This window comes from Streptomyces sp. NPDC058051, from assembly GCF_042885475.1.
GTDB lineage: Bacteria > Actinomycetota > Actinomycetes > Streptomycetales > Streptomycetaceae > Streptomyces.
The window spans coordinates 17,114-40,317 of sequence record NZ_JBHVRW010000020.1; the positions used below are offsets into that span (position 1 = coordinate 17,114).

Sequence of the window (23,204 nt, forward strand, 5' to 3'; positions counted from 1 at the left end):
GTGAAGGATGCGGCTACGCGGTCCGAGGAGGGAGCCACCGATGATTCTGCTCCGTCGCCTGCTTGGTGACGTGCTGCGTCGGCAGCGCCAGCGCCAAGGCCGTACTCTGCGCGAAGTCTCCTCGTCCGCCCGAGTCTCGCTCGGCTATCTCTCCGAGGTGGAGCGGGGGCAGAAGGAGGCATCCTCCGAACTGCTCTCCGCCATTTGCGACGCGCTTGACGTACGGATGTCCGAGCTCATGCGTGAAGTGAGCGATGAGCTGTCGCTGGCCGAACTGGCCGAGTCGGCAGCAGCCAGCGATACGGTGCCTGTGCCGGTACGTCCCATGCTCAATTCCGTGTCCGTGACGTCGGTGGCAGGCGTACCGACGGGGCGGGTGACCATCAAGGCGCCCGCGGAAGCGGTGGATGTCGTCGCCGCCTGACCTGCGCGGTCCGGTGTGAAGCGGAGCCCCGGTCGAACCCTGGAACATGCCAGGGGCGGCCGGGGCTTCGGCGTGGTCCGGGACGGGTGGGCGTGGTTCGTTCTGGATGCGGCCCGGGAGTCTCTGGGCGAGACTGCGACCAAGAGGCATCGATCGGGAAGATTGTGGGCAGCCGACACGCTCTGAAGTGGCCTGATGTGTCTCGATACGGCCTGAAGCGGCCTGCGTCGGAGAGCGCTGATGCCTCCGGCCCGGGTGGAGCCGTGATCCGGAGCAGCCCGGATGTCCCGGGCGGAGAGCGCACAACGGTCTGCGGCAGCGAGCCGGTGGTGCACCGATGCGCCCTCCCGCCGGGCGAGCGTGCCGGACTAGGTTCGGCTGGAGGAGGCAGCCATGGAACGGCGATGGATGCCGCCGCTCGTCCTCGGCGCGGTGTGGTGGTGGGCCGTGCTGCGGCTCCTGCTGGAACCGGCCCGTGCGGGGCTTGTCGAGGGTGCGGTGGTGGCGGGCGGATGGGGGCTGAGCCTCCTGCCCGTGCATGTGGCCGCGACGGCCGGGCCGAAGTCGGCGCGTGAGGCGGATGCCGGGCTGGTGTCCGCTCCCGGTGTGCCGGTCGGGGGATGGCGGTCCGCGTGGGCCGGTGCCGGGGTGCTGTGCGGGCGCTGGGGGGCCGATGCGCGGACACGGTGCGTGAACTGGTGGTCCGACGTCGGGGCGCCGTGTGTGGAGCGGTGGTCGGCTGTGGGGGTGCGGTGTGTGGAGCGGTGGGCGGCTGCGGGCATGCGGTGTGTGGAGCGGTGGTCGGCTCTGGGGCTGCGGTGTGTGGAGCGCTGGTCTGCTGCGGGCGTGCGGTTCGGCGGCGGGGCCTGGCGGACTACCAGGGCATGGCTACGCCGCCATTCGGGCGGAGGATCTGACCAGTCATGAACGCCGACGCATCGGATGCGAGATAGAGCAGGGTGTGGGCGACGTCCTCGGGCTCGCCGACCCGGCCGAGCGGGGAAATCCTTGCCATGGTGGCCTCCGTCCGATGTTGCTGCTCCGCGTCGTGGCGAGCGGTCATGGGCGTACGGATCCAGCCCGGGGCGACCGCGTTGACGCGTATGGAACGAGGTCCCAGTTCGGTGGCGAGCGTCTTCGTCAGCTGGACCACCGCAGCCTTGGCCACGCCGTAGCAGAGCAGCCCCGGGCCGGCGGCGTCGACGGCGCCCGAGGCCATCGTGATCAGGGAGCCCGGCGCGCCACGCGCGATCATGCTGCGGGCCACTTCCTGGCAGGCGTACAGGACGCCCTTGAAGTTGACGGAGAGCACACGATCGAGGTCCTCGTCCGCAGTCTCCAGAACGCTGCTCGTATGCATGATTCCGGCAACGGCCGCCAGGATGTCGAGATTCCCCGCGGCGGCCACCGCTGATCTGATCCCGCTGCGGTCGGTGACATCGAGCGTGTGGAGGTGGGCTGCACCGCCCGCCTCGGTGATCAGATCCCGGGTTTCCAGCAGGCCCTTCTCGTCGCGGTCCGCGCAGTGCACGATGGCGCCCGCCGATGCGAGCAGGACGGCGCCGGCGCGTCCGATGCCGCCCGCCGCGCCGGTGATGAACGCGGAGCGGCCCGTGAGGTCATATGTGTTGGGGGGCATGACCGGACGGTACGACCGTATCTGACGGGTCGTCAACTGGGCTGCGGGCCCCTTTGGCAGTGTGGACACCAGTAGGTGGGGCGGCCGTCCTGATCGGCCGCGCGGATGGGCGTGCCGCAGCGCAGGCAGGGGCGGTCGGTGCGGCCGTAGACCCAGAGCCGTTCGCTCGTGCGGTATCCGCGGGACGTTGTGCGGGTGGTCATGCGCATCGGACGGTCTCGGTTGGCGTCGAGGAGTTGCTTGGCCGTGGTCACGAGACGGGCGGCGGTGGGGGCCGCCAGCTCGCCGATGGGCAGCCAAGGCGTCGCACGGGCGAGGAAGCAGAGCTCGACCTTGTAGATGTTGCCGATTCCGGCCAGGTTGCGCTGGTCCAGGAGAGCTTCGCCCAGGGGGCGTGCGCGGTCGCTGAGCAGATGGTGCAGAGCGGTGTCCGGGTTCCAGCCGGGGCCCAGCAGGTCGGGGCCGAGATGGCCGACCGCCTTCTCCTCGTCCCGGGTGCGGAGAAGTTCGAGGACCGGGAGCCGGTAGCCGACGGCCGTGTGCTCCGTGTTGGCGAGAGCGGCGCGGATCTGGTGGGCGGGACCACCGCGCCATCGCTCGCCCCGGGCGTAGACGCGCCAGGTGCCGTCCATGCCCAGATGGCTGTGCAGAGTGAGGCCGCCCTCGAAGCGGGTGAGGAGGTGCTTGCCACGCGAGACGACGTCCAGCACCGTCCGGCCGCTGAGGTCGGCGGTGGCGAACCGGGGCACGCGCAGGTCGGAGTGGGTGAGCACCCGGCCGGCGAGTGCGGCGTGCAGACGCTTGGCGGTCTGCAGAACGGTGTCTCCTTCGGGCATGTCTCCATGATGCGCGGCCGGGCGGAGACATGGCGTGACCGCGTGGAGGGTGCAGAGGGAACGGCGCGCTGGTGCGGGCGGCCGGAAGTGTCGGAGCGCGGGAGTGCGGGCGGCCCGGCCTGCCGCGTGATGCGCGGCGCGACGAGGCCGTCCTGAGTTCTGTGCGAGGCGTGTGGAGTGCGAGGGGTACGGAGGAGCGCGTTCGGGTGTGGGGCGTGGAGCGTGCGTGAGGGGTGCGCGGGGTGAGGTGCGCGGAGGGTTCAGGCGCGCAGGCGTAGCCCCCTCGGGGTGGCAAGGAATCCGGCCGCCTCCAGAGTGCGCCCGAGCGGGGAGGTCAGGGACGAGGCGCCGTTGGTGCGTTCCACCGTGACCGTGCCGAGCGCTCCCGCACGGGCGGCCGCGGCCAGCGCCCCGGCCGCGGCGAGGAGCGCCGGGTCCTCCGGATCGGTGGGCCAGGCCAGCAGCGTCTTGCCGCCGCGCTCCATGTACATCGTCAGCTCACCATCGACCAGCACCACCAGGGCGCCCGCCTTGCGGCCGGGTTTGTGCCCGGCGCCGTCCGGCGAATCGGGCCAGGGCAGCGCCGCGCCATAGGCGTTGGCCGGATCCGCCGCCGCGAGGACCACGGCGCGGGGGGTGGCGCCCGGCTCCGTGCGATCACGAGCGACGGACGTGGCGCGCAGGCGGTCGACCGCGCCGTCCATCGCGAACTGGGCCGCGCCCAGGCCCTCGACGACATAGCCGCGCCGGGCCTGCCCATTGTCCTCGAAGGCTGAAAGGACGCGGTACGCGGCGGAGAAGCCGCCTTGGACACCTTCGGCCTGGACCGCGCCCCGGGTCACCACCCCATGGCGGTCGAGAAGCGTGCGTGCCAGGGCATGCGCGCGGTGCGTGGGCTCGGGCTCGGTGGCGGGCAGCAGGGACCATCGGCCCGAGACCGTGGGCGGGCCGGTGCGGGAAGCGGGCCGGGCGGCGGCAGTGAGTGAGCCGTAGCGCCCGCGCGGGACGTTGCGTCTGGCGCGGTGAGCGGTCGATCCCGCCGTGCGGCCTGAGCCCAGGAGTGAACGCAGCGGGGCGAGTGTGTCATTGGTGAGCCGGCCCGACCAGGCCAGATCCCAGAGGGCATCGGCCAGTTGCGGATCGGTGCAGTCCGGATGCGTGGTGGCGCGGACCTGGTCGGCGATCTGCCGGAAGAACAGTCCGTATCCGCCGTTCAGTGTCGTCAGGACGGATTCGTGCAACGCGCTCAGTTCGAGCGGGTGCGGAGGCGGGAGGAGCAGGGGTGCGCTGTCGGCGAGGTAGAGGGACAGCCAGCCGTCCTTGCCGGGAAGTGCACCCGCACCGGCCCAGACAACCTCGCCGGTGGTGGTCAGCTCGTCGAGCAACGCGGGGGAGTAGCCGGTGACCCGGCCGGGCAGGATCAGCTTCTCCAGGGCCGACGCCGGGACGGGCGCACCCTGCAACTGCTCGATGGCGCGGGCCAGTCCGTCGATTCCGCGCAGACTGTGGTCGCCCAGATGCTGCCACTGAGGAAGGAAGCCGGCGAGGGCGGCGGGCGGGACCGGCTCCAGCTCGTGGCGGAGCGCGGCGAGCGAGCGGCGGCGCAGCCGGCGCAGCACGGTGGCGTCGCACCACTCCTGGCCGATACCGGCGGGGTGGAACTCGCCCTGGACGATCCGGCCGGTCGCGGTCAACCGCTGCAGTGTGCCGTCCGTGACGGCTGTGCCGAGGCCGAAACGGGTGGCGGCCTCGGTGGAGGTGAACGGACCATGCGTACGCGCGTATCGGGCGAGGAGATCGCCGAGCGGATCCTTCACCGGCTCGGTGAAGGCCTCGGGCACGCCGACCGGGAGGGCGGTGCCCAGTGCGTCGCGCAGGCGTCCGGCGTCCTCGACAGCGGCCCAGTGGTCCGCTCCGCCGATCCGGACCCGGATGGCCCGGCGGGCGGCGGAGAGCTCAGGAGCCCAGGGCGGCTGGGCGCCGCGCTCGGCCAACTCCGCTTCGGTGAGCGGTCCGAGGACCCGGAGGAGGTCGGCGACCCCTTCGACGTCCTTGATCCGGCGGTCCTCCGTCAGCCACTGGAGTTCCCGCTCCAGCTCCGTCAGGACATCGGCGTCGAGCAGTTCGCGCAGTTCTGCCTGGCCGAGCAGCTCGGCCAGCAGGTGGGAGTCCAGGGAGAGGGCGGCGGCCCGTCGTTCGGCAAGGGGTGAATCGCCTTCGTACAGGAACTGGGCGACATAGCCGAACAGGAGTGAGCGGGCGAAGGGGGAGGGCTCCTGCGTGGTCACCTCGACCAGCCGGACACGGCGCGCTTCGAGGTCGGCCATGAGTTCGGTCAGTCCGGGAACGTCGAAGACGTCCTGGAGACATTCGCGGACCGCTTCCAGAACGATCGGGAAGGAGCCGAACTCGGAAGCGACCTGGAGGAGTTGTGCGGCGCGCTGGCGCTGCTGCCAGAGCGGGGTGCGTTTGCCGGGGCTGCGCCGCGGCAGCAGCAGGGCGCGTGCCGCGCATTCGCGGAACCGCGAGGCGAACAGGGCCGAACCGCCCACCTGGTCGGTGACGATCTGGCTGATCTCGCCCTGGTCGAAGGTCACGTCCGCGGCGCCGACGGGTGGTTGGCCGCTGTCGTACGAAGGATTCGGCAGGGGTTCCGGGTCCTGAGCGGGGTCCTGCGCCGGATCGAAGTCCAGGAGGTCCAGGCCCATCAGGTCGGCGTCGGGCAGGCGCAGCACGATGCCGTCGTCGGCATGCATCACCTGGGCGTCCATGCCGTACCGCTCGGCGAGGCGGGCGTTCAGTGCCAGCGCCCACGGGGCATGCACCTGCGCACCGAACGGGGAGTGGACGACGACCCGCCAGTCCCCCAGCTCGTCGCGGAAACGCTCGACGAGGATGGTCCGGTCGTCCGGTACGTGACCGCAGGCGCGGCGCTGTTCGTCGATGTACGACAGGGTGTTGTCGGCGGCCCAGGCGTCCAGACCGGCGGCGAGCAGACGCCGGCGGGCGTCTTCCTGGGGCAGCCCGCCGATCTCGCGGAGGAAGGCCCCCAGCGCGCGACCCAGTTCCAGCGGACGGCCCAGCTGGTCGCCCTTCCAGAACGGCAGCCGGCCGGGAACTCCGGGAGCGGGCGACACCAGCACCCGGTCGCGGGTGATGTCCTCGATCCGCCACGACGTGGTGCCCAGCGTGAAGACATCGCCGACCCGTGACTCGTACACCATCTCCTCGTCCAGCTCACCGACCCGGCCGCCGCCCTTCTTGGGGTCGGCACCGGCGAGGAAGACCCCGAAGAGCCCGCGGTCGGGGATGGTTCCGCCGGAGGTGACGGCGAGCCGCTGGGCGCCGGGCCGGCCCGTGACCGTCCCGGCCACCCGGTCCCAGACCACACGGGGGCGCAGCTCGGCGAAGGCGTCGGACGGATAGCGCCCGGCGAGCATGTCCAGAACGGCGGTGAACGCCGACTCGGGCAGGGCGGCGAAGGGCGCGGCGCGGCGGGTCACGGCCAGCAGATCGTCCACCTGCCAGCTGTCCAGGGCGACCATCGCGACGAGCTGCTGGGCGAGCACGTCAAGAGGGTTGGACGGGATCCGGAGCGCTTCGATGGAGCCCCCGCGCATCCGCTCCGTGACCACGGCCGCCTGGACCAGATCGCCGCGGTACTTGGGGAAGACCACTCCGGTGGAGACCGCACCGACCTGGTGTCCGGCCCGGCCGACCCGCTGCAGCCCGGAGGCGACCGACGGCGGCGACTCCACCTGGACGACCAGGTCGACCGCCCCCATGTCGATGCCCAGCTCCAGACTGGAGGTGGCGACCACGGCCGGCAGGCGGCCCGCCTTGAGGTCCTCCTCGACCTGGGCGCGCTGTTCCTTGGAGACCGAACCGTGGTGGGCGCGGGCGAGCAGCGCGGGGGCGCCCTTCGCAGCACCCGACTGGGCCATGATCTCGGCCGGGGCGTGGGCTTCCGGAAGTGTCGGGGCGGAGCCGTGCTCGTCGAGAACGGTGCCGGTGGCCCGCTCGTACGCGATCTCGTTCAGCCGGTTGCACAGCCGCTCCGCGAGGCGGCGGGAGTTGGCGAAGACGATGGTGGAGCGGTGATCCTGGATGAGATCGACGATCCGCTCCTCGACATGGGGCCAGATCGACGGCTTGTCCGCCTGGCCTGCCTGGTCGGGATCGGTGGCGGGGGAGCCGCCGAGTTCGCCCAGGTCCTCGACCGGGACGACGACCGAGAGATCGAACCGTTTGGTGGACGGCGGCTGGACGATCTCGACCTTCCGCCGGGGCGAGAGGAAGCGCGCCACCTCGTCGACCGGACGGACCGTGGCCGACAGGCCGATCCGGCGTGCCGGCCTCGGCAGCAGTTCGTCGAGGCGCTCCAGCGACAGGGCGAGGTGGGCGCCCCGCTTCGTACCCGCCACGGCGTGCACCTCGTCGAGAATCACCGTCTCGACGCCGGACAGCGCCTCCCGGGCCGATGACGTCAGCATCAGGAACAGCGATTCGGGCGTGGTGATCAGAATGTCCGGCGGTCGGGTCGCCATCGAACGGCGCTCGGCGGGCGGGGTGTCACCGGAGCGGATGGCCACGCGGACCTCGGGCTCCGGCAGCCCCAGGCGCACCGACTCCTGGCGGATGCCGGTCAGCGGTGAGCGCAGGTTGCGCTCGACATCGACCGCGAGGGCCTTGAGGGGGGACACGTAGAGCACGCGACAGCGCTTCTTCGCCTCGGCGGGCGGCGGGACGGACGCCAGCCCGTCCAGCGCGGCAAGAAACGCGGCCAGGGTCTTGCCGGAGCCGGTCGGGGCGACGACCAGCACGTCCGACCCCTCGCCGATCGCGCGCCAGGCGCCCTCCTGCGCGGCGGTGGGCGCGCTGAAAGCACCTGCGAACCAGCTGCGGGTCGCAGGGGAGAACGATTCGAGCGCAGAGCCGACCATGTCACCCATCGTGCACCCCACCACTGACATCGACGGTGGCGGGCAGGGGCCGGTGGCCGTGGCTCGGCCGCTGACAGGCGTCCTGCCGGAGTGTCTTCCCGCCGTTCCTCACGGCTGGGATCGTCGTTCCCCACGGCTGTGATCGTCATCGGCGGCCATGCTCGGGAGCTGCGAGAATTTCGTCCATGGTGGTCATACCGGAGTCCGGATCGGAGGAGTGGGCGAGGCACTGGCAGTACGCGGAGCTGCCCGATCTCGATCTGCTGCGTGCCCGGTACGTGCGTCATGCCTTCCCGCGCCACAGCCACGAGGGCTATGTCTTCGCCACCGTCACCGGTGGAGTGGAGGACGTCGGGCTGCCCGGCGGCACCGTCCACGCGGGCCCGGGCTCCGTCGTCATGATCAATCCGGAGGTGCCGCACACCGCCCGCGCCGGGGCTCCCGAGGGGTGGGTGTACGCCACGTTGTACCCGTCCGCGCAAGTGATCAACGAGATCGCCGCCGAGACGACGAACCTGCGCGGCACGGTCGGATTCACCGAGTCCAGCGTCATGAACCCGTACGTCGCACGGCTGATCGGCGAGGTCCACCGAGCCGCCGAGGAGGGCAACGCACTCGCCGCGGACACCGTGCTGCGGGTGATGGTCGCGCGGCTGATCAGCCTGTACGGCAGCGCGCTGCCCGCCCGCGCGCCCCGGTCGGCGGGTGCCCGCGCCGCCGTGCGGGCACGGGCGGTGCTGGAGGGCAGGATGGCGGAGCCGCCCACGTTGGAGGCGCTGGCGGCGGACCTCGGCACCAGCCCGTTCGCGCTGCTGAGGGCTTTCAAGAAGCAGTACGGGATGCCGCCGCACGCCTGGCTCACCGACGCCCGGGTACGGGCCGCGCGCCGGATGCTCGACGCGGGCACGGCGCCTGTGGAGGCGGCGGTCGAGGTCGGCTTCACCGATCAGCCGCATCTCAACCGTCACTTCACCCGGATTGTGGGGGTGCCGCCCGGCGCGTACCAGCGCGAACGTGCAAGAACGTACAAGACCGGTTCCGACCGGCACGCGTAGCGTGCTGTTCGTGGCAGAAAAGATAGAACTTGTACAAGGCGACGGCGATGTGGGAGATGTGTCCCATGGCGGCACGACCGTCCCCGCCATGGGGTCGGACATGGCCGGGGCGAAGACCGACGCGGCCGTCGTACGCGATGCCCTCGGTGTCGGTATAGCCGTCGGACTCTCCGGTTTCGCCTTCGGCGTGACCTCGGCAGGCTCCGGCCTGAGCCTGTTGCAGACCTGCGTGCTCAGTCTCGCCGTCTTCACCGGTGCCTCGCAGTTCGCCCTCGTGGGCGCTCTCGCGGCGGGCGGCAATCCGTACACCGCGGCTGCCGGCGCCTTCTTCCTCGGCGTACGCAACTCGTTCTACGGCCTGCGACTGTCCCAGTTGCTCGTCCTTCCACGGGCGCTCCGTCCCTTCGCCGCCCAGTGGGTGATCGACGAGACGACCGCTGTGACGCTGCCGCAGCCCACCCGGCGAGCCGCACGGATCGGTTTCGCCGTCACCGGACTCACCCTCTACGTCCTGTGGAACCTGACCACGCTGCTGGGGGCCCTCGGCGCGAAGGCGCTCGGCGACACCGACGCCTGGGGGCTGGACGCGGCATCGCCCGCGGTCTTTCTCGCCCTCCTCGCGCCGATGCTGAAGAGCACGACGGAACGCGTCACGGCCGCGCTCGCGGTTCTGCTCGCACTCGGCCTGCTGCCGGTGCTGCCCGCCGGCGTCCCCGTCCTGCTGGCCGCGCTCGCCGCACCCGCCGTCCTCTTCCTGAGCGGACGCCGGACGACAGCGAGCCGGGACACGGCCACGACGGAGGAGGACCGGTGAACGTCTGGATCGCCATCGCGCTGACCGCCGTCGGCTGCTACCTCGCCAAACTGCTCGGACTGCTGGTACCCGCCGGTGTACTGGAGCGTCCGCTCACGCAGCGTCTCGCCGCGCTCCTGCCCGTGGCGCTCCTGGCCGCGCTCACCGCACAGCAGACGTTCGGCGACGGGCAGCACCTGACACTGGACGCCAGAGGCGCAGGGCTCGCGGCGGCGGCGCTCGCACTGGTCCTCCGCGCGCCCTTCCTCGTGGTCGTGGGAGCCGCCGTGATCGTCACAGCGGGAGTACGCGCCCTCGGTTAGACACCTGGCCTCCGTCAGTCGAGGCTGCGTCCATGGGCCCGCAGGGTCAGAAGCGCCTTGAGCGTCACGAGGGGCCGCCCTTCCAGAGCCGTCCCGGGCGCCCAGTGCCGCCAGTTCACCGGCCAGCCGCCATCCGCCTGCTGCTGGGCCGCAAGGTGATCGAGCGAGCGGGCCAGCTCCTCGTCGGTGAACCAACGGCGGGCGAGCGAATCGGGTGTACGGGCGTAATCGTACGGGAAATGCTGCTCGCCCGGTGCGTATCCGGCTGCCACCGGGTATTCCGCGCGCCGCTCCGGATCCAGTACGGCGAGCCGCTGTTCCCGCACGAGCCGACCGAGCCGGTCGGCCGCCGCTTCTGCCCGGGCCCTGTCCGGGGTGCCGTCGAGAAAGGCGAGCGCCGCCTCGATCTCGTACGGATGCGACCGGTCCAGCGCGTCGACGGCCGCCCAGCAGAAGTCGGTGGCCCGGAACAGCCAGGCATGCCACACCGCGTTGCGGTGCAGGAGACCGACCACGGGGCCGGTGGCCAACAGCTCCGCGGGCGGGTCGTCGACGATCGGGATGAACGGTGCGGCCGGATAGCCACGCTGTGACGGCAGGAGCGCGGGCAGTGCCCCTTCCTTGGTGGACACCTCGGTCAGGAAGCGGCAGATCCGCTCCACCCGCAGCCCGCTGCAGCGGCTGATGGAGTCGAGGACATTGAGTGCGTGCGCGGTGTGCAGTGGCTGACTGACGGGGCCGCGCAGATCGGGTTCGAGCGCGTGCCCGTATCCGCCGTCCTCGTTCAGATAGGCGGCGAGTGCGGTCTCCACGGCCTCCGCACTTCCTTTCAGGAAGTGATGGGCGAATCGCCGCTGTTCTAGGACTCGGGCCGTGAGCCAGATGAACTGTTCGGCACGGTTGAGGGGACTTGTTCCGGTTCCAGCCATGGACCGACCGTAGGGCGGTAAGCGCTCTCGACAAGACGTAGCGGCCCGGCTGCACTCTCAGGGGCGGGATACTGGGGGCATGCGGTTGACGATTTTCTGGGAACGGATGGCGGACCACTTCGGCGCGGGGTACGCCGATTCCTTCGCGCGCGATCATGTGATGGCCGAACTCGGTGGGCAGACGGTGCACCAGGCCCTGGACGCGGGGTGGGAGACCAAGGACGTCTGGCGCGCTGTCTGTACGGCAATCGGCATCCCCGCCGACCACCGCTGATCGTCGGTTCGTCAACACCGCGCCGACCAGCGCTGATCGTCGGTTCGTCAACGCCGCGCCTACCAGCGCTGCCCGTCGGCTCGTCAACACCACGCCGACCAGCGTGATGGTCGGCGTGCCAACCGTTGGACCTGTGATGTTGTCGGGGCAGGCGGCTGTTTGTCATGGCAGTAGGCGAGACTGGAGCCGTGGCACCGACAGACGACACAGCCCAGACCCAGACGCCCTCCACCCAGCCCGCCCCGCCGTCCGGCGGCGGGCCGGTCCGTATGCCCGCATGGCTGCCGCGTGCCATGGTGCTCGCCCTGGCGCTCTATGCCTGTTTCCGGCTGGGCAGCTGGGCGTTCGACCAGCTCATCGGGCTGCTGATCAATGTGTTGATCGCGTTCTTCCTGGCCCTCGCCATCGAGCCGGCGGTGAGCCGGATGGCGGCGCGCGGCATGCGTCGCGGCCTCGCCACCTTCCTGGTCTTCCTCGTGGTGCTGATAGCGACGGCCGGTTTCGTCGTACTGCTCGGCTCGATGCTCGCGGGCCAGATCGTCGACATGGTGGAGGGCTTCCCGAAGTATCTGGACTCGGTGATCAACTGGGTCAACCAGAACTTCCACACCGAGCTCTCCCGCGTCGAGGTCCAGGACAGCGTGCTCCACTCCGACTGGCTGCAGAAGTACGTCCAGAACAGCGCGACCGGAGTGCTCGACATCTCCACCACCGTGCTCGGCGGACTGTTCCGTCTCCTGACGATCTTCCTGTTCTCGTTCTACTTCGCCGCCGACGGCCCCAGGCTGCGACGTGCCCTGTGCTCCGTGCTGCCGCCCGCCAAGCAGGCCGAGGTGGTGCGGGCCTGGGAGATCGCGGTCGACAAGACCGGCGGCTATCTCTACTCGCGCGGTCTGATGGCGCTCATCTCCGGGATCGCGCACTACATCCTGCTGGTGATCCTCGGCGTTCCGTACGCCCCCGCGCTCGCCATCTGGGTCGGGCTGGTCTCCCAGTTCATCCCCACGATCGGTACCTATCTGGCCGGCGCCCTGCCCATGCTCATCGCGTTCACCGTCGACCCCTGGTACGCGCTGTGGGTGCTCGGATTCGTCGTGGTCTACCAGCAGTTCGAAAACTATGGGCTCCAGCCCAAGCTCACCTCCAGGACCGTCGACATCCATCCGGCGGTCGCGTTCGGATCGGTCATCGTGGGCACGGCGCTCATGGGCGCCGTGGGTGCGCTGATCGCGATTCCGGCCGTCGCCACGCTCCAGGCATTCCTCGGTGCCTACGTGAAGCGGTACGACGTGACGGACGACCCGCGGATGCAGGGGCGCAGCCAACAGCGTGGTGAGCCGCTGCTCACGCGGCTGCGCCGGTCCTGGCGGACTGCCGAGGGCAACGAGGGCCGGGTCGTCGGACAGGGCGGAGCCTCGGAGCGTCCGGAAAACGCCTGACCGGCGCGGGCCCATTTCGGGCGATCCGATCCGTTCATCGGCCCCGCGCACGGCGGGGACTCTGCTCGCGCCAGGCTGAACTGCGATGCCGGACGCCCTGCCACCCCGACGACCAGCGGTACTTTTCATGCCGGGTTTGCCGCTGTAAGACGGGATTCAGTGGGTGATTCTCGCTCGATCTCGACTTCCGTCGAGTGGGATGCCGCGGCGCTACTCTGGGTGCGGACCGGTCCGGCGTGGTGTGCTTGACACGAAAATCGAACATCCATTCTCATGGGATTCCGGCCGGGTTTTCCCGGGCCCGACCGTGGAGTTGTCCACAGGCCGGGAGGACGTCGAGGCCCATTGTCAGTGGCAGGGGTTAGCGTCTTTGACGTGAAGCGATCGACTCAAGCAAATCGGGTGGAACCCATGGCAGGAACCGACCGCGAGAAGGCGTTGGACGCCGCACTCGCACAGATTGAACGGCAATTCGGCAAGGGCGCGGTGATGCGTCTCGGCGAGCGGCCGAACGAGCCCATCGAGGTGATCCCCACCGGGTCGACTGCCCTCGACGTGGCCCTCGGCGTCGGCGGCCTGCCGCGCGGCCGTGTGGTGGAGGTGTACGGACCGGAGTCCTCCGGTAAGACGACGCTGACGCTGCACGCGGTGGCGAACGCTCAGAAGCTCGGCGGCTCGGTGGCCTTCATCGACGCGGAGCACGCCCTCGACCCCGAGTACGCGAAGAAGCTCGGCGTCGACATCGACAGCCTCATCCTGTCCCAGCCGGACAACGGCGAGCAGGCCCTCGAAATCGTGGACATGCTGGTCCGCTCCGGCGCCCTCGACCTGATCGTCATCGACTCCGTCGCGGCGCTCGTGCCGCGCGCGGAGATCGAGGGCGAAATGGGCGACTCGCATGTGGGTCTGCAGGCCCGCCTGATGAGCCAGGCACTCCGCAAGATCACCAGCGCGCTCAACCAGTCCAAGACCACCGCGATCTTCATCAACCAGCTTCGCGAGAAGATCGGTGTGATGTTCGGCTCACCGGAGACCACGACCGGTGGCCGGGCCCTCAAGTTCTACGCCTCGGTGCGTCTCGACATCCGCCGGATCGAGACGCTGAAGGACGGTACCGAGGCCGTCGGCAACCGCACCCGCGTCAAGGTCGTCAAGAACAAGGTCGCGCCGCCCTTCAAGCAGGCCGAGTTCGACATCCTCTACGGCCAGGGCATCAGCCGCGAGGGCGGGCTGATCGACATGGGCGTGGAGCACGGCTTCGTCCGCAAGGCGGGCGCCTGGTACACGTACGAGGGCGACCAGCTCGGCCAGGGCAAGGAGAACGCCCGCAACTTCCTCAAGGACAACCCCGATCTCGCCAATGAGATCGAGAAGAAGATCCTTGAGAAGCTGGGCGTCGGTGTCAGGGCTGACGCCGCCGAGCCCGATGCGGCTGTGGCGGTCGGCGCTGCGGCTGCGGCCGACAGTGCGAAGTCGGTGCCCGCTCCGGCCGGCAAGGCCAAGCCGGCGAAGACCGCGGCGGCCAAGAGCTAGGCCGTGACGCGTCGTACGGAGTGGCCGGTCAGTGCCGCTGATCATGGCGTCGGCCCCGGCCCCGCATTCGCTTCCGGATACCCGGCCGAGTCCGAAGGCGCGTACGAGCCGGAGACCGGTCCCGGTCGTGGCACAGGCTCGGACGCCGGATTCGGTGAGGGAGCGGCTGGTCGAGCCCGCTCCCGCTCCAGGGGCAGCGGCTCCCCTTCCTCGTCGAGGGCCGAGAAGGGGGAGCCGCGAGACCCGGTCGAGCAGGCGCGCAACATCTGCCTGCGGCTGCTCACCGGGACACCGCGCACCCGGAAACAGCTTGCGGACGCCCTGCGCAAGCGGGAGATCCCGGACGAGGCGGCCGAGGAAGTGCTGTCGCGTTTCGAGGATGTCGGGCTGATCGACGATGCCGCGTTCGCGGACGCCTGGGTGGAGTCGCGGCACCACGGCCGAGGGCTGGCTCGCCGGGCTCTCGTCCGGGAACTGCGCACCAAGGGGGTGGACTCCGCAGTGATCGACGAGGCCGTGGGGCAACTCGACTCCGAGCAGGAGGAGGCGACCGCCCGAGAACTGGTCGCGCGCAAGTTGCGCTCCACCCGCGGCCTGGACCGGGACAAGCGGCTGCGCCGCCTTGCGGGCATGCTCGCGCGGAAGGGATACGGGGAAGGCATGGCGCTACGCGTGGTGCGGCACGCGCTCGAAGACGAGGGTGAGGACACGGAAGGCCTGGACGAGCCCTTCTGACCGGGGCCGACCCGTGCCGGGTGGGGCGCGGGAGTGCTGGCGATTACTGCCCGGCGTGAGCGGCTCGGGCGATGGTGGCGTCGATCAGGGCGAGCGCATCCGCGGCGGTGCGCCCGGGGTATCGGTTCCAGGGGCCGATCAGTCCGGTCCAGCCCTGGGAGCGGAGTTCGGAGATGAGCCAGGCGCCGGCTCGGTCCACGGTGTCGCGGGAGCCGTAGCCCAGGCGATGCGCGGTGAGGAGAGCGCCGCAGACGCACCGTGCGCCGCGGAGATTGCGCAAGCGGTACGGGGTGTTCTGCCAGCCCCACTCGGTCAGGATCCGCCGGGCGTAGGCGAGATGGGTGGAGGGGCGCACTTCGGGCTGCCCGATGCGCCTCCAGGTATGGAGCCGGTCGGGGAGGATCGCGCCAAGCCGCCCGGGAAGGGGCCGTTCGCGTGGCGCCGTCGCCGGCAGGGCGCGGACGGAGTCGGCGATGAGCTGGTCGACGGGTACGGACAGCAGGTCGCGCCAGTCGGCCGGGGCCGAGGGGCTGTCGGGCAGCCGAACCCCGGTACGGGGGGATGGAGGCAGCGAGGGGTCAGGGGCGGTGAGCTCCCAGCCCGTGACGATCTGCTGCCATGCCTCGCTGTCATGGAGGCGAGCGGCGTGCACGTCGAACTGGTCCGGAGTGAGGGCGGGGGAGGAAGTCGGCATGGGTGCGAGATCTCCGTCACGTCGGTCCTAAGCGTTGAGGCGAATGTCCGTCGGTTACGGGGATTGCTCCACCGGAGCGTGGCGTTCGGGTGTGTCGGGGCGGAATCGGGGGGAACCGAGGCGGAATCGGGGGCCGATGAGTGGCGTGCTGGGGTGAGCCTGGAACGAACACGCAGGTGCGCCGCCCTACACGGACATGTGTGCACGGATCGCTGCGTGACGCACGGGGAGACCGCGCAGGTCGGAGAGCCCGCGCAGGTCGGAGAGACCGTGCATGGCGGAGAAGGTCCGAAGGGCAGAGACGCCATGACGTAAGGCAGAGACATCATGCGCGAAAGCGGGTGCCGCGTGACGGGGGAGCACTCTGGCCCCGTTCCGGCTTTGGGCCCGGACTCTGACGCTCCCTTGCACCAGACGCGACTACGCCGCGCCCCTTGGACCAGGCGTGACTACGGCGAACCACCACAGAAGAGAGACGGACGCACCATGCGGGGGTGCGGGGGTACGGGTGCGGGGTGTGCCCCGCACGCGCGTCGGGATCAGCAGGGGAGCCGTGCCGACTGTTCAGTAGGGGCAGGACCGGATCGCGGCTGCGCGGATCTTGGCCGACCCCGGTCCCGTCGTCCCCGAGCGGAGCCGCTCATCCCTGCCCGTCATCCCTGGCCGCCGTCTCGGCTGGGCCTCCGGCCGCGCCACCCTCCGGGCCCGTCACCCTCCGGGCCCGTCACCCTCCGGGCCTGCTGCCTTCCGGCCCCGCTGCCCTCCGAACCTGCCGCCCGTCGGCCCCGCTGCCCGCAGGTCCCGGGCATACCCCGTCCTGGCGTTGCCTGTCAGGTTTCGACCGGGAGTCCTGCCGCGCGCCACGCCTGGAACCCGCCGATCAGGTCGGTCGCGCGGTGCAGGCCCAGCTGCCGCAGGGACGCGACGGCGAGGCTGGACGCGTAGCCCTCGTTGCAGACCACCACGATCTGGAGATCGTGGCTCACGGCCTCCGGGGCCCGATGGCTTCCCTGCGGGTCGAGCCGCCACTCCAGCTCGTTGCGCTCGACGACCAACGCCCCCGGAATCAGCCCGTCCCGCTCCCGCAGTTCCGCGTAGCGGATGTCCACGAGCAGCGCCCCGTCCGCGGCGGCGGCCGCAGCCTCCTGCGGGCCGACCCGGGCGTAGCCGGACCGGACCCGCTCCAGCAGCGCGTCGATCCCGACCGTTTCCGTACCACGCCGACGGCTGTCGCTCACTGCCAGTCCTCCGGGCGTTCCACCTGCTCAAGACGGAGCACCGCACCGATACGGCTGTACCGCCGGATCTGTGGGAGCGGCGGGTAGTACGCATGGACGGAGACGGCGTGCTCCGTGCCGGATTCGTTCAGTACCTCGTGGACGTGGTGTCGGCCGAAAGCCCGGCCCTGGCCGGTGGCCAACTGCCGGGAACGGTCGATGCCTTCGGTGAGTTCGAGGGTCTTCCAGCCGTCGGTGGGCAGCCGGGCGGCGAGCGACAGCTCCGTGAGCGTACCGGCCGCGGTGGTGAAGGCGCCGATCGAGTCGGCGTGGTCGTGCCAGCCGGTGCCGGTGCCCGGTGGCCAGCCGATCAGCCAGGCCTCGCTGCCGCCCGGTCCTTCGAGCTGGACCCAGGTGCGGCCTTCGGGATCGAGAGGGAGCGAGGCGATGATCTCGGCGTCGTCGGCGACACGGCGGACGAAATCGAGCAGTTCCGCAGCCGTAGGGCCCGAAGCACCAGAGGCGCCGGAAGCACTGGAGGCACCGGAGGCGCCAGAGGCATTCTGGGCTGGGGCGGGCATACGTACAGAGGGTGACGAAGCGGCAGACACAGAGACCGTCCTGAGGGTTCGCGCGGATGCACGACCGCACGGCAGAGCGCACGGCGCGGCGGGGAGAGGCGATTCAGAAGGACGGTCGACACACGCAGCCCGCATAGCGGACAAGGTCCATATGGACCCTCCGCCACAGGCGCACATCGGTGTCGGTCATGTTCCGGAGTACACCACGTGCGCCTGCGCTGGTCAATTGATGTCCGCTGTCCGGTCGGATCGCGCGGAGGCGCGCGCCGCGCCGCCCCGCGTCGCGTCCGCCGCCGCGAAGAGCTCCCTGGGCAGTACCCCGCCGAACGACGCCACCAGGTGACCGTCCGGCCTGATGAGCAGCACGGTGTGCGCCGAGGCCCCCGGATAGCTCTCGGTCACCAACAGCTCGCCCTTCATCGGCAGCGCGTCGACAGCCGCGACGAGGCGGGGCATGACGCCCGCGGTCAGCCAGTGCCGCCGGTCCCACACTCCCGTACCCGGCGCCACCAGGAGTACCAGGAGATGCCCCTGCCTCAGCCGCTCGCGCAGCCGGACGGTTGTGCCGTCGGGTGCCGTCACCCGCACGTCGGTGACCGGCGCACCAGGGGGCGTACCCACAGATGTGTGCGCCTCGGCGCGTGGGGGCGCAAGGGGCGAGTGCGAGTAGGAAGGGGGCGCACCGAGAGGACCGCATCCCAGATGGCCGTCGGTGAGGAGCGTGTCGTGCCCCCGTGCGCTCCCCGGGACCAGGGTCCGCAGGCCCCCGCCGCCGCGGAGTATCGGCAACGACTGGTCCGCGGCGCGCAACCGTGCGGCGACCGCGGCCCGGCGCTCCGCCTGGTAGCTGTCGAGCAGGAGGTCGGAGGCGCCGTGGTGCCAGGCCTGGGCCAGTTTCCACGCCAGGTTCTCGGCGTCCCGCAGCCCCTCGTCGAGCCCCTGGGTGCCGAGTGCGCCCAGCAGATGGGCGGCGTCCCCGGCGAGGAAGGCCCGGTCGACCCGCCAGCGCAGGGCGAGCCGGTGGTGCAGCGTGTATACGCCCGTGTCCAGCAGTTCGTACGGCGGGGTCTCGCCGCACCAGCCCGCAAGGGTGTCCCGGACCCGGGTGATCAGGGCGTCCGGGGTGACGAGCTCGCCGCGCGGCGGCAGCAGCCAGTCCAGCCGCCAGGCTCCGTCCGGCAGTGGCCGTGCGGTCACTTCGGCACCGCCGGTGCGCCACGGCGGCAGCCGGTGCAGTACGGCGTGCCCGGGCCAGGGAAGCTCGGTGCGCAGTGCGGCGACGGCATGCCGCTCCACTGCCGTACGCCCGGGGAAACGGATGTCGAGAAGCTTGCGCACCGTGGATCTGGCGCCGTCGCAGCCCACCAGGTAACTCCCGCGCCACCAGGTCGCGTTCGGCTCCCTGGTGTGCACCGTGACACCGGTCGGATCCTGCTCCAGCGTGTCGATCCGGCCGTACGACGCCACCTGCACCAGTTCCTGCGCCGCCACCGCGTCCCGCAACCCGCGCGTCAGCGCGTGCTGCGGCAGGTGGACGGGGGCCGGCAACGGATCAGTGCCGGGGGAGCCGTCGCCGAGCGGGAGCTCGCGCACCAGTTGCCTCCGCCGCATGGACCGCCAGCCGGACCACCGGATGCTCTCGTGGCGGAGTGCTTTGCAGCCGAGCCGTTCCACCAGGGCCGCGGTGTCCTCGCGCAGCACCACGGTACGGGCCGGACGCGTCTCGTCCCTGGTCGGATCCTCGTCGAGGAGGACGGAAGGGACGCCCTGTGCCGCGAGGGCGAGCGACATCACCAGGCCGACCGGCCCGGCACCGACGACGATCACCGGGTCCACGACGCGGTTCCTCCGATCCGTGCGAACGATCCGGACAGGGTGAAGGACGCGAGCGATCCGAATGCCCCGAACAGCGCGAGCGGCCCGGACAGCGCGAGCGATCCGATCCGTGCGAGCGATCCGATCCGTGCGGACGCCCCGAACAGCGCGGACGACCCTGACAGCGCGAGCCGCCCGAACAGTGCGAGCGATCCGGCCGGTCCAGACGCTCCGAACGATACGGACGCTCCGAACGATACGGACGAACAGGTGGGCGAACAAAGGAGACGGCGCGACAAGGAGGCAGGGGGCGGGGGCAGGGGCGGTGTGGCGGCGGGGGCTCGATGCGCGATCACAGAACGTATGCAACCTACTGCCGGTGCTTGCGTCAAGCGCCACCGGAACGCGGCGAAGGGCGGTGGCACATCCGCCACCGCCCCTCGGGACCACGTTCGACGAGCCGTCAGACAGCCCTTCCGTCCTCCACGTTGAGCGCCGGAGCATCAATGGTCTCCAGACCGCCCCCGGGCGCGGCGCCCACCACCGCGCCCGTGCCCTTCTTCGTGCGCCGGAGCCGTCGCTCCAGCCAGCTCGCGAACGACGTGAGCGCGAAGTTCACGGCGACGTAGATCACGGCGACGATCGTGAAGCACGCGATGGTGTTCGCGCCGTAGTTCGCGCTCATCGGGCGGACCGACGCAAGCAGCTCGGGGAAGGTCAGCACCGCACCACCGAGCGCGGTGTCCTTCACGATCACGACGAGCTGGCTGACGATCGCGGGCAGCATCGCGGTCACCGCCTGCGGCAGCAGCACGAACACCATGATCTGGCCCTTGCGCATGCCGATCGCCTTGGCCGCGTCCGTCTGGCCCTGCGGAAGGGAGTGGATACCGGCCCGCACGATCTCGGCGAGCACCGAGGCGTTGTACAGGACCAGGCCGGTCACCACGGCGTACAACGGGCGCGTATCGGTGCTGATGTTCGTGTACTCGGAGTACGCCGCGTTCGCCGTGATCATCAGGATCAGCACCGGGATGGCGCGGAAGAACTCCACGACCACACCGGACGGAACCCGCACCCAGCGGTGGTCCGAGAGCCTGCCGATCCCGAACAGGGCGCCGAGCGGCAGCGCGATGATCAGGGCGAAGAACGCCGCCTTGAGCGTGTTCTGGAGGCCCGGCCAGATGTAGGTCTCCCAGGGCTGGGAGCTGGTGAAGAAGGGCTTCCACTTGATCCAGTCGAGCTGGTGCTTCTCCGCGAGGCTGTCGTACACCCACCACACCACTGCTGCGGCGCACAGCACGAACAGCACCGTGTACAGGATGTTGCGCTGCTTGGCGCGCGGTCCCTGGGCGTCGTAGAGGACGGAAGTCATCGCTTCACCGCCACCTTCTTGCTCACCCAGCCGAGGATCAGGCCGGTCGGGAGGGTCAGAACGACGAAGCCGAAGGCGAAGACAGCGGAGATCAGGAGCAGCTGGGCCTCGGCCTCGATCATGCCCTTCATCAGGTACGAGGCTTCGGCGACCCCGATCGCGGAGGCGACCGTGGTGTTCTTCGTCAGTGCGATCAGCACGTTGGACAGCGGATTGACCACCGCGCGGAACGCCTGGGGGAGCACGATCAGCCGCAGTACCTGCGTGAAGCTCAGCCCGAGCGCACGCGCCGCCTCCGCCTGACCGACCGGCACCGTGTTGATGCCCGAGCGCAGTGCCTCGCACACGAAGGCGGCGGTGTAGGCGGTCAGGGCGAGCACCGCGAGCCGGAAGTTGATGTCCTTGAAATCGCTGGCGCCGAGGCTGATGCTCAGGGTCTGGAAAAGACCCAGCGACGAGAACACGATGATCACGGTCAGCGGAATGTTCCGGACCACGTTCACATAGGCGGTGGCGAAGCCGCGCATCAAGGGGACCGGGCTGACCTTCATGCCGGCCAGCAGCGTTCCCCATATGAGGGAGCCGAGGGCAGAGTAGACGGTGAGCTGCACCGTCACCCAGAAGGCCCCCAGCAGGTCGTAACCTTCAAGAAAGTCGAACACGATCTCCCGCGCTTCCGCGTGTAGGAGGGCACGGCGCGCCGCCGTTCACGGACGGCGCGCCCGGTCAACCCTGCTTCACTTGACGATGTTGCCGATCTTCGGGGCGGGGTCGTTCTTGTAGTTCGCCGGACCGAAGTTGGCCTGCACGGCCTTGTCCCAGGAACCGTCCGAGACCATCTTGGTGAGCGCGTCGTCGATCTTCTTCTTGAGGTCGGCGTCGCCCTTCTTCAGGCCGATGCCGTAGTTCTCGTTGGTCATCTTGAAGCCGGCCAGCTTGAACTTGCCCTGGAACTCCTTCTGCGCCGCGTAACCGGCCAGGATCGAGTCGTCGGTGGTCAGCGCGTCGACGACCTTGTTCTCCAGGCCGGTCAGGCACTCCGAGTAGCCGCCGTACTCCTGGAGCTGAGCCTTCGGAGCCAGCTTGTCCTTGACGTTCTGCGCCGAGGTCGAGCCGGTGACCGAACACAGCTTCTTGCTGTTCAGGTCCTCCGGCGACTTGATCGAGTCGTCGTCGGCACGGACCAGGATGTCCTGGTGCGCCAGCAGGTACGGGCCCGCGAAGTCGACCTTCTGCAGCCGCTCGTCGTTGATCGAGTAGGAGGCGGCGATGAACTTCACGTCACCGCGCTCGATCGCCGTCTCACGGTCGGCGCTCTTGGTCTCCTTGAAGTTGATGTCCTTGGCGTCGTAGCCGAGTTCCTTGGCGACGTACGTGGCGACATCGACGTCGAAGCCGGCGTACGTGCCGTCCGGGGTCTTCAGACCGATGCCGGGCTGGTCGATCTTGATGCCGATGGTGATCTTCTTGCTGCCGCTGGAACCGCTCGACCCGCTGTCCTTGTCGTCGGAACCGCAGGCGGTGGCGGTCAGGGCGAGCGCGAGCACGGCGGCCGAGGCGGCGGTGACCTTACGAAGCTGCATGGTGGTATTCCCTTGAGTTGACGCGATGTGAGTGATCAGCCGGTGCGGGTGCCGCTGGTGAAGGGCCGATCAGTGGTGAAGGATCTTCGACAGGAAGTCCTTGGCCCGGTCACTGCGCGGGTTGCTGAAGAACTGGTCGGGTGTGGCCTCTTCGACGATCTTTCCGTCCGCCATGAAGACGACACGGTTCGCCGCCGAGCGCGCGAAGCCCATCTCGTGCGTGACGACGACCATCGTCATGCCGTCCCGGGCGAGCTGCTGCATGACCTCCAGCACCTCGTTGATCATCTCCGGGTCGAGCGCCGACGTCGGCTCGTCGAAGAGGATGACCTTCGGGTCCATCGCCAACGCCCGTGCGATCGCCACGCGTTGCTGCTGACCGCCGGAGAGCTGGGCCGGGTACTTGTCGGCCTGCGTCGCCACGCCCACCCGGTCCAGCAGCGAACGGGCCTTCTCCTCGGCGGCCTTCTTGTCCGTCTTGCGGACCTTGAGCTGGCCCAGCATCACGTTCTCAAGCACCGTCTTGTGGGCGAAGAGGTTGAACGACTGGAAGACCATGCCGACATCGGCGCGCAGCCTGGCCAGTTCCCTGCCCTCCTCGGGCAGCGGCTTGCCGTCGATCGATATGGCACCCGAGTCGATCGTCTCCAAGCGGTTGATCGTGCGGCACAGCGTGGACTTCCCGGACCCGGAGGGCCCGATGACGACCACGACCTCGCCACGGGCGATGGTCAGGTCGATGTCCTGGAGCACATGCAGCGCGCCGAAGTGCTTGTTGACGTTGCTCAGGACGACAAGGTCGTCCGCCGCGGGTGCGGCGTCCTCGGCGCCCTTGGTCACTGAAACTCCGCTCATCGGCTTCTTGCTCCGTCCTCCTCGGTTGGGAAGGACCCTAGTGACGCAGTGCGACGAACGTCATTACATCTGAGCGAGAATTGAGGATAACGATCCGGCGGCAACCGGACACTCCGCGTGAACGGGACGGCGCGCGAGGCGCCCGGGGCGTACCGGGTGCA

At 70.0% G+C, this 23,204-nt stretch carries 21 protein-coding genes and 1 pseudogene; 9 read left to right on the forward strand and 13 right to left on the reverse strand.

Annotated elements, in window-relative coordinates:
- The first annotated feature begins 40 nt into the window (after positions 1 to 40).
- On the forward strand, positions 41 to 424 hold the full coding sequence (locus ACFVUT_RS26995; RefSeq protein WP_389654451.1) for a helix-turn-helix domain-containing protein: 384 nt from the start codon (positions 41 to 43) through the stop codon (positions 422 to 424).
- A gap of 393 nt (positions 425 to 817) precedes the next feature.
- A pseudogene (locus ACFVUT_RS27000) lies at positions 818 to 1,018 on the forward strand (hypothetical protein); the annotation flags it as partial.
- A 280-nt stretch (positions 1,019 to 1,298) separates the two neighbouring features.
- Here ACFVUT_RS27000 and ACFVUT_RS27005 read toward each other — a convergent pair.
- The 3 genes from ACFVUT_RS27005 to ACFVUT_RS27015 form a co-directional block, all read right to left on the reverse strand.
- Positions 1,299 to 2,063 (reverse strand): SDR family NAD(P)-dependent oxidoreductase, encoded by a 765-nt coding sequence (locus ACFVUT_RS27005; RefSeq protein WP_389654453.1) that lies wholly within the window; start codon positions 2,061 to 2,063, stop codon positions 1,299 to 1,301.
- Positions 2,064 to 2,095: 32 nt separating this feature from the next.
- Positions 2,096 to 2,899, reverse strand: a complete 804-nt coding sequence (locus ACFVUT_RS27010) for a DNA-formamidopyrimidine glycosylase family protein (protein WP_389654455.1) — start codon at positions 2,897 to 2,899, stop codon at positions 2,096 to 2,098.
- A gap of 260 nt (positions 2,900 to 3,159) precedes the next feature.
- On the reverse strand, positions 3,160 to 7,842 hold the full coding sequence (locus ACFVUT_RS27015; RefSeq protein ID WP_389654457.1) for a DEAD/DEAH box helicase: 4,683 nt from the start codon (positions 7,840 to 7,842) through the stop codon (positions 3,160 to 3,162).
- A 185-nt stretch (positions 7,843 to 8,027) separates the two neighbouring features.
- On the opposite strand from ACFVUT_RS27015, the gene ACFVUT_RS27020 reads away from it, so the two are divergent.
- From ACFVUT_RS27020 to ACFVUT_RS27030, 3 genes are all read left to right on the forward strand, one after another.
- On the forward strand, positions 8,028 to 8,897 hold the full coding sequence (locus ACFVUT_RS27020; RefSeq protein ID WP_389654459.1) for an AraC family transcriptional regulator: 870 nt from the start codon (positions 8,028 to 8,030) through the stop codon (positions 8,895 to 8,897).
- 88 nt (positions 8,898 to 8,985) lie between these two features.
- On the forward strand, positions 8,986 to 9,711 hold the full coding sequence (locus ACFVUT_RS27025) for an AzlC family ABC transporter permease (RefSeq protein ID WP_389654653.1): 726 nt from the start codon (positions 8,986 to 8,988) through the stop codon (positions 9,709 to 9,711).
- Positions 9,708 to 10,013, forward strand: a complete 306-nt coding sequence (locus tag ACFVUT_RS27030; RefSeq protein WP_389654461.1) for an AzlD domain-containing protein — start codon at positions 9,708 to 9,710, stop codon at positions 10,011 to 10,013. The genes ACFVUT_RS27025 and ACFVUT_RS27030 overlap by 4 nt, the downstream gene beginning before the upstream one ends.
- Positions 10,014 to 10,027: 14 nt before the next feature.
- On the opposite strand, the gene ACFVUT_RS27035 is transcribed toward ACFVUT_RS27030, so the two are convergent.
- Positions 10,028 to 10,942 (reverse strand): hypothetical protein, encoded by a 915-nt coding sequence (locus ACFVUT_RS27035; protein WP_389654462.1) that lies wholly within the window; start codon positions 10,940 to 10,942, stop codon positions 10,028 to 10,030.
- Between the two features lie 79 nt (positions 10,943 to 11,021).
- Here ACFVUT_RS27035 and ACFVUT_RS27040 point away from each other — a divergent pair, with 79 nt between their 5' ends.
- From ACFVUT_RS27040 to recX, 4 genes are all read left to right on the forward strand, one after another.
- Positions 11,022 to 11,216 (forward strand): DUF3046 domain-containing protein, encoded by a 195-nt coding sequence (locus ACFVUT_RS27040; RefSeq protein WP_389654464.1) that lies wholly within the window; start codon positions 11,022 to 11,024, stop codon positions 11,214 to 11,216.
- 269 nt (positions 11,217 to 11,485) lie between these two features.
- Positions 11,486 to 12,655: an AI-2E family transporter gene (locus ACFVUT_RS27045; RefSeq protein ID WP_389654655.1), complete on the forward strand. Its 1,170-nt coding sequence runs from the start codon at positions 11,486 to 11,488 to the stop codon at positions 12,653 to 12,655.
- Positions 12,656 to 13,066: 411 nt separating this feature from the next.
- Positions 13,067 to 14,188: a recombinase RecA gene (recA, locus tag ACFVUT_RS27050; RefSeq protein ID WP_389654466.1), complete on the forward strand. Its 1,122-nt coding sequence runs from the start codon at positions 13,067 to 13,069 to the stop codon at positions 14,186 to 14,188.
- Between the two features lie 3 nt (positions 14,189 to 14,191).
- Complete coding sequence (recX, locus tag ACFVUT_RS27055; protein ID WP_389654468.1) at positions 14,192 to 14,923, forward strand: recombination regulator RecX; 732 nt, start codon at positions 14,192 to 14,194, stop codon at positions 14,921 to 14,923.
- Between the two features lie 43 nt (positions 14,924 to 14,966).
- Here recX and ACFVUT_RS27060 read toward each other — a convergent pair whose 3' ends face one another.
- The 9 genes from ACFVUT_RS27060 to ACFVUT_RS27100 form a co-directional block, all read right to left on the reverse strand.
- Positions 14,967 to 15,617, reverse strand: a complete 651-nt coding sequence (locus ACFVUT_RS27060) for a hypothetical protein (RefSeq protein WP_389654470.1) — start codon at positions 15,615 to 15,617, stop codon at positions 14,967 to 14,969.
- A gap of 830 nt (positions 15,618 to 16,447) precedes the next feature.
- A complete protein-coding gene (locus tag ACFVUT_RS27065; RefSeq protein WP_389654472.1) occupies positions 16,448 to 16,855 on the reverse strand; it encodes a rhodanese-like domain-containing protein in 408 nt (135 codons plus the stop codon).
- Positions 16,852 to 17,415: a cysteine dioxygenase gene (locus ACFVUT_RS27070; protein WP_389654474.1), complete on the reverse strand. Its 564-nt coding sequence runs from the start codon at positions 17,413 to 17,415 to the stop codon at positions 16,852 to 16,854. The genes ACFVUT_RS27065 and ACFVUT_RS27070 overlap by 4 nt, the downstream gene beginning before the upstream one ends.
- A gap of 103 nt (positions 17,416 to 17,518) precedes the next feature.
- Entirely contained in the window at positions 17,519 to 17,605 is an 87-nt protein-coding gene (locus ACFVUT_RS27075) for a putative leader peptide (protein WP_361058708.1), read from the reverse strand.
- 32 nt (positions 17,606 to 17,637) lie between these two features.
- The gene (locus tag ACFVUT_RS27080; RefSeq protein ID WP_389654476.1) at positions 17,638 to 19,251 is read right to left on the reverse strand and encodes an FAD-dependent monooxygenase; all 1,614 of its coding nucleotides are present in this window, start codon (positions 19,249 to 19,251) and stop codon (positions 17,638 to 17,640) included.
- Between the two features lie 442 nt (positions 19,252 to 19,693).
- The gene (locus ACFVUT_RS27085; protein WP_389654478.1) at positions 19,694 to 20,605 is read right to left on the reverse strand and encodes an amino acid ABC transporter permease; all 912 of its coding nucleotides are present in this window, start codon (positions 20,603 to 20,605) and stop codon (positions 19,694 to 19,696) included.
- Entirely contained in the window at positions 20,602 to 21,267 is a 666-nt protein-coding gene (locus tag ACFVUT_RS27090) for an amino acid ABC transporter permease (RefSeq protein ID WP_389654480.1), read from the reverse strand. The genes ACFVUT_RS27085 and ACFVUT_RS27090 overlap by 4 nt, the downstream gene beginning before the upstream one ends.
- 75 nt (positions 21,268 to 21,342) lie before the next feature.
- Positions 21,343 to 22,188: a glutamate ABC transporter substrate-binding protein gene (locus ACFVUT_RS27095; RefSeq protein ID WP_389654482.1), complete on the reverse strand. Its 846-nt coding sequence runs from the start codon at positions 22,186 to 22,188 to the stop codon at positions 21,343 to 21,345.
- 69 nt (positions 22,189 to 22,257) lie between these two features.
- Positions 22,258 to 23,043 (reverse strand): amino acid ABC transporter ATP-binding protein, encoded by a 786-nt coding sequence (locus ACFVUT_RS27100; protein ID WP_389654484.1) that lies wholly within the window; start codon positions 23,041 to 23,043, stop codon positions 22,258 to 22,260.
- Positions 23,044 to 23,204: the final 161 nt, after the last annotated feature.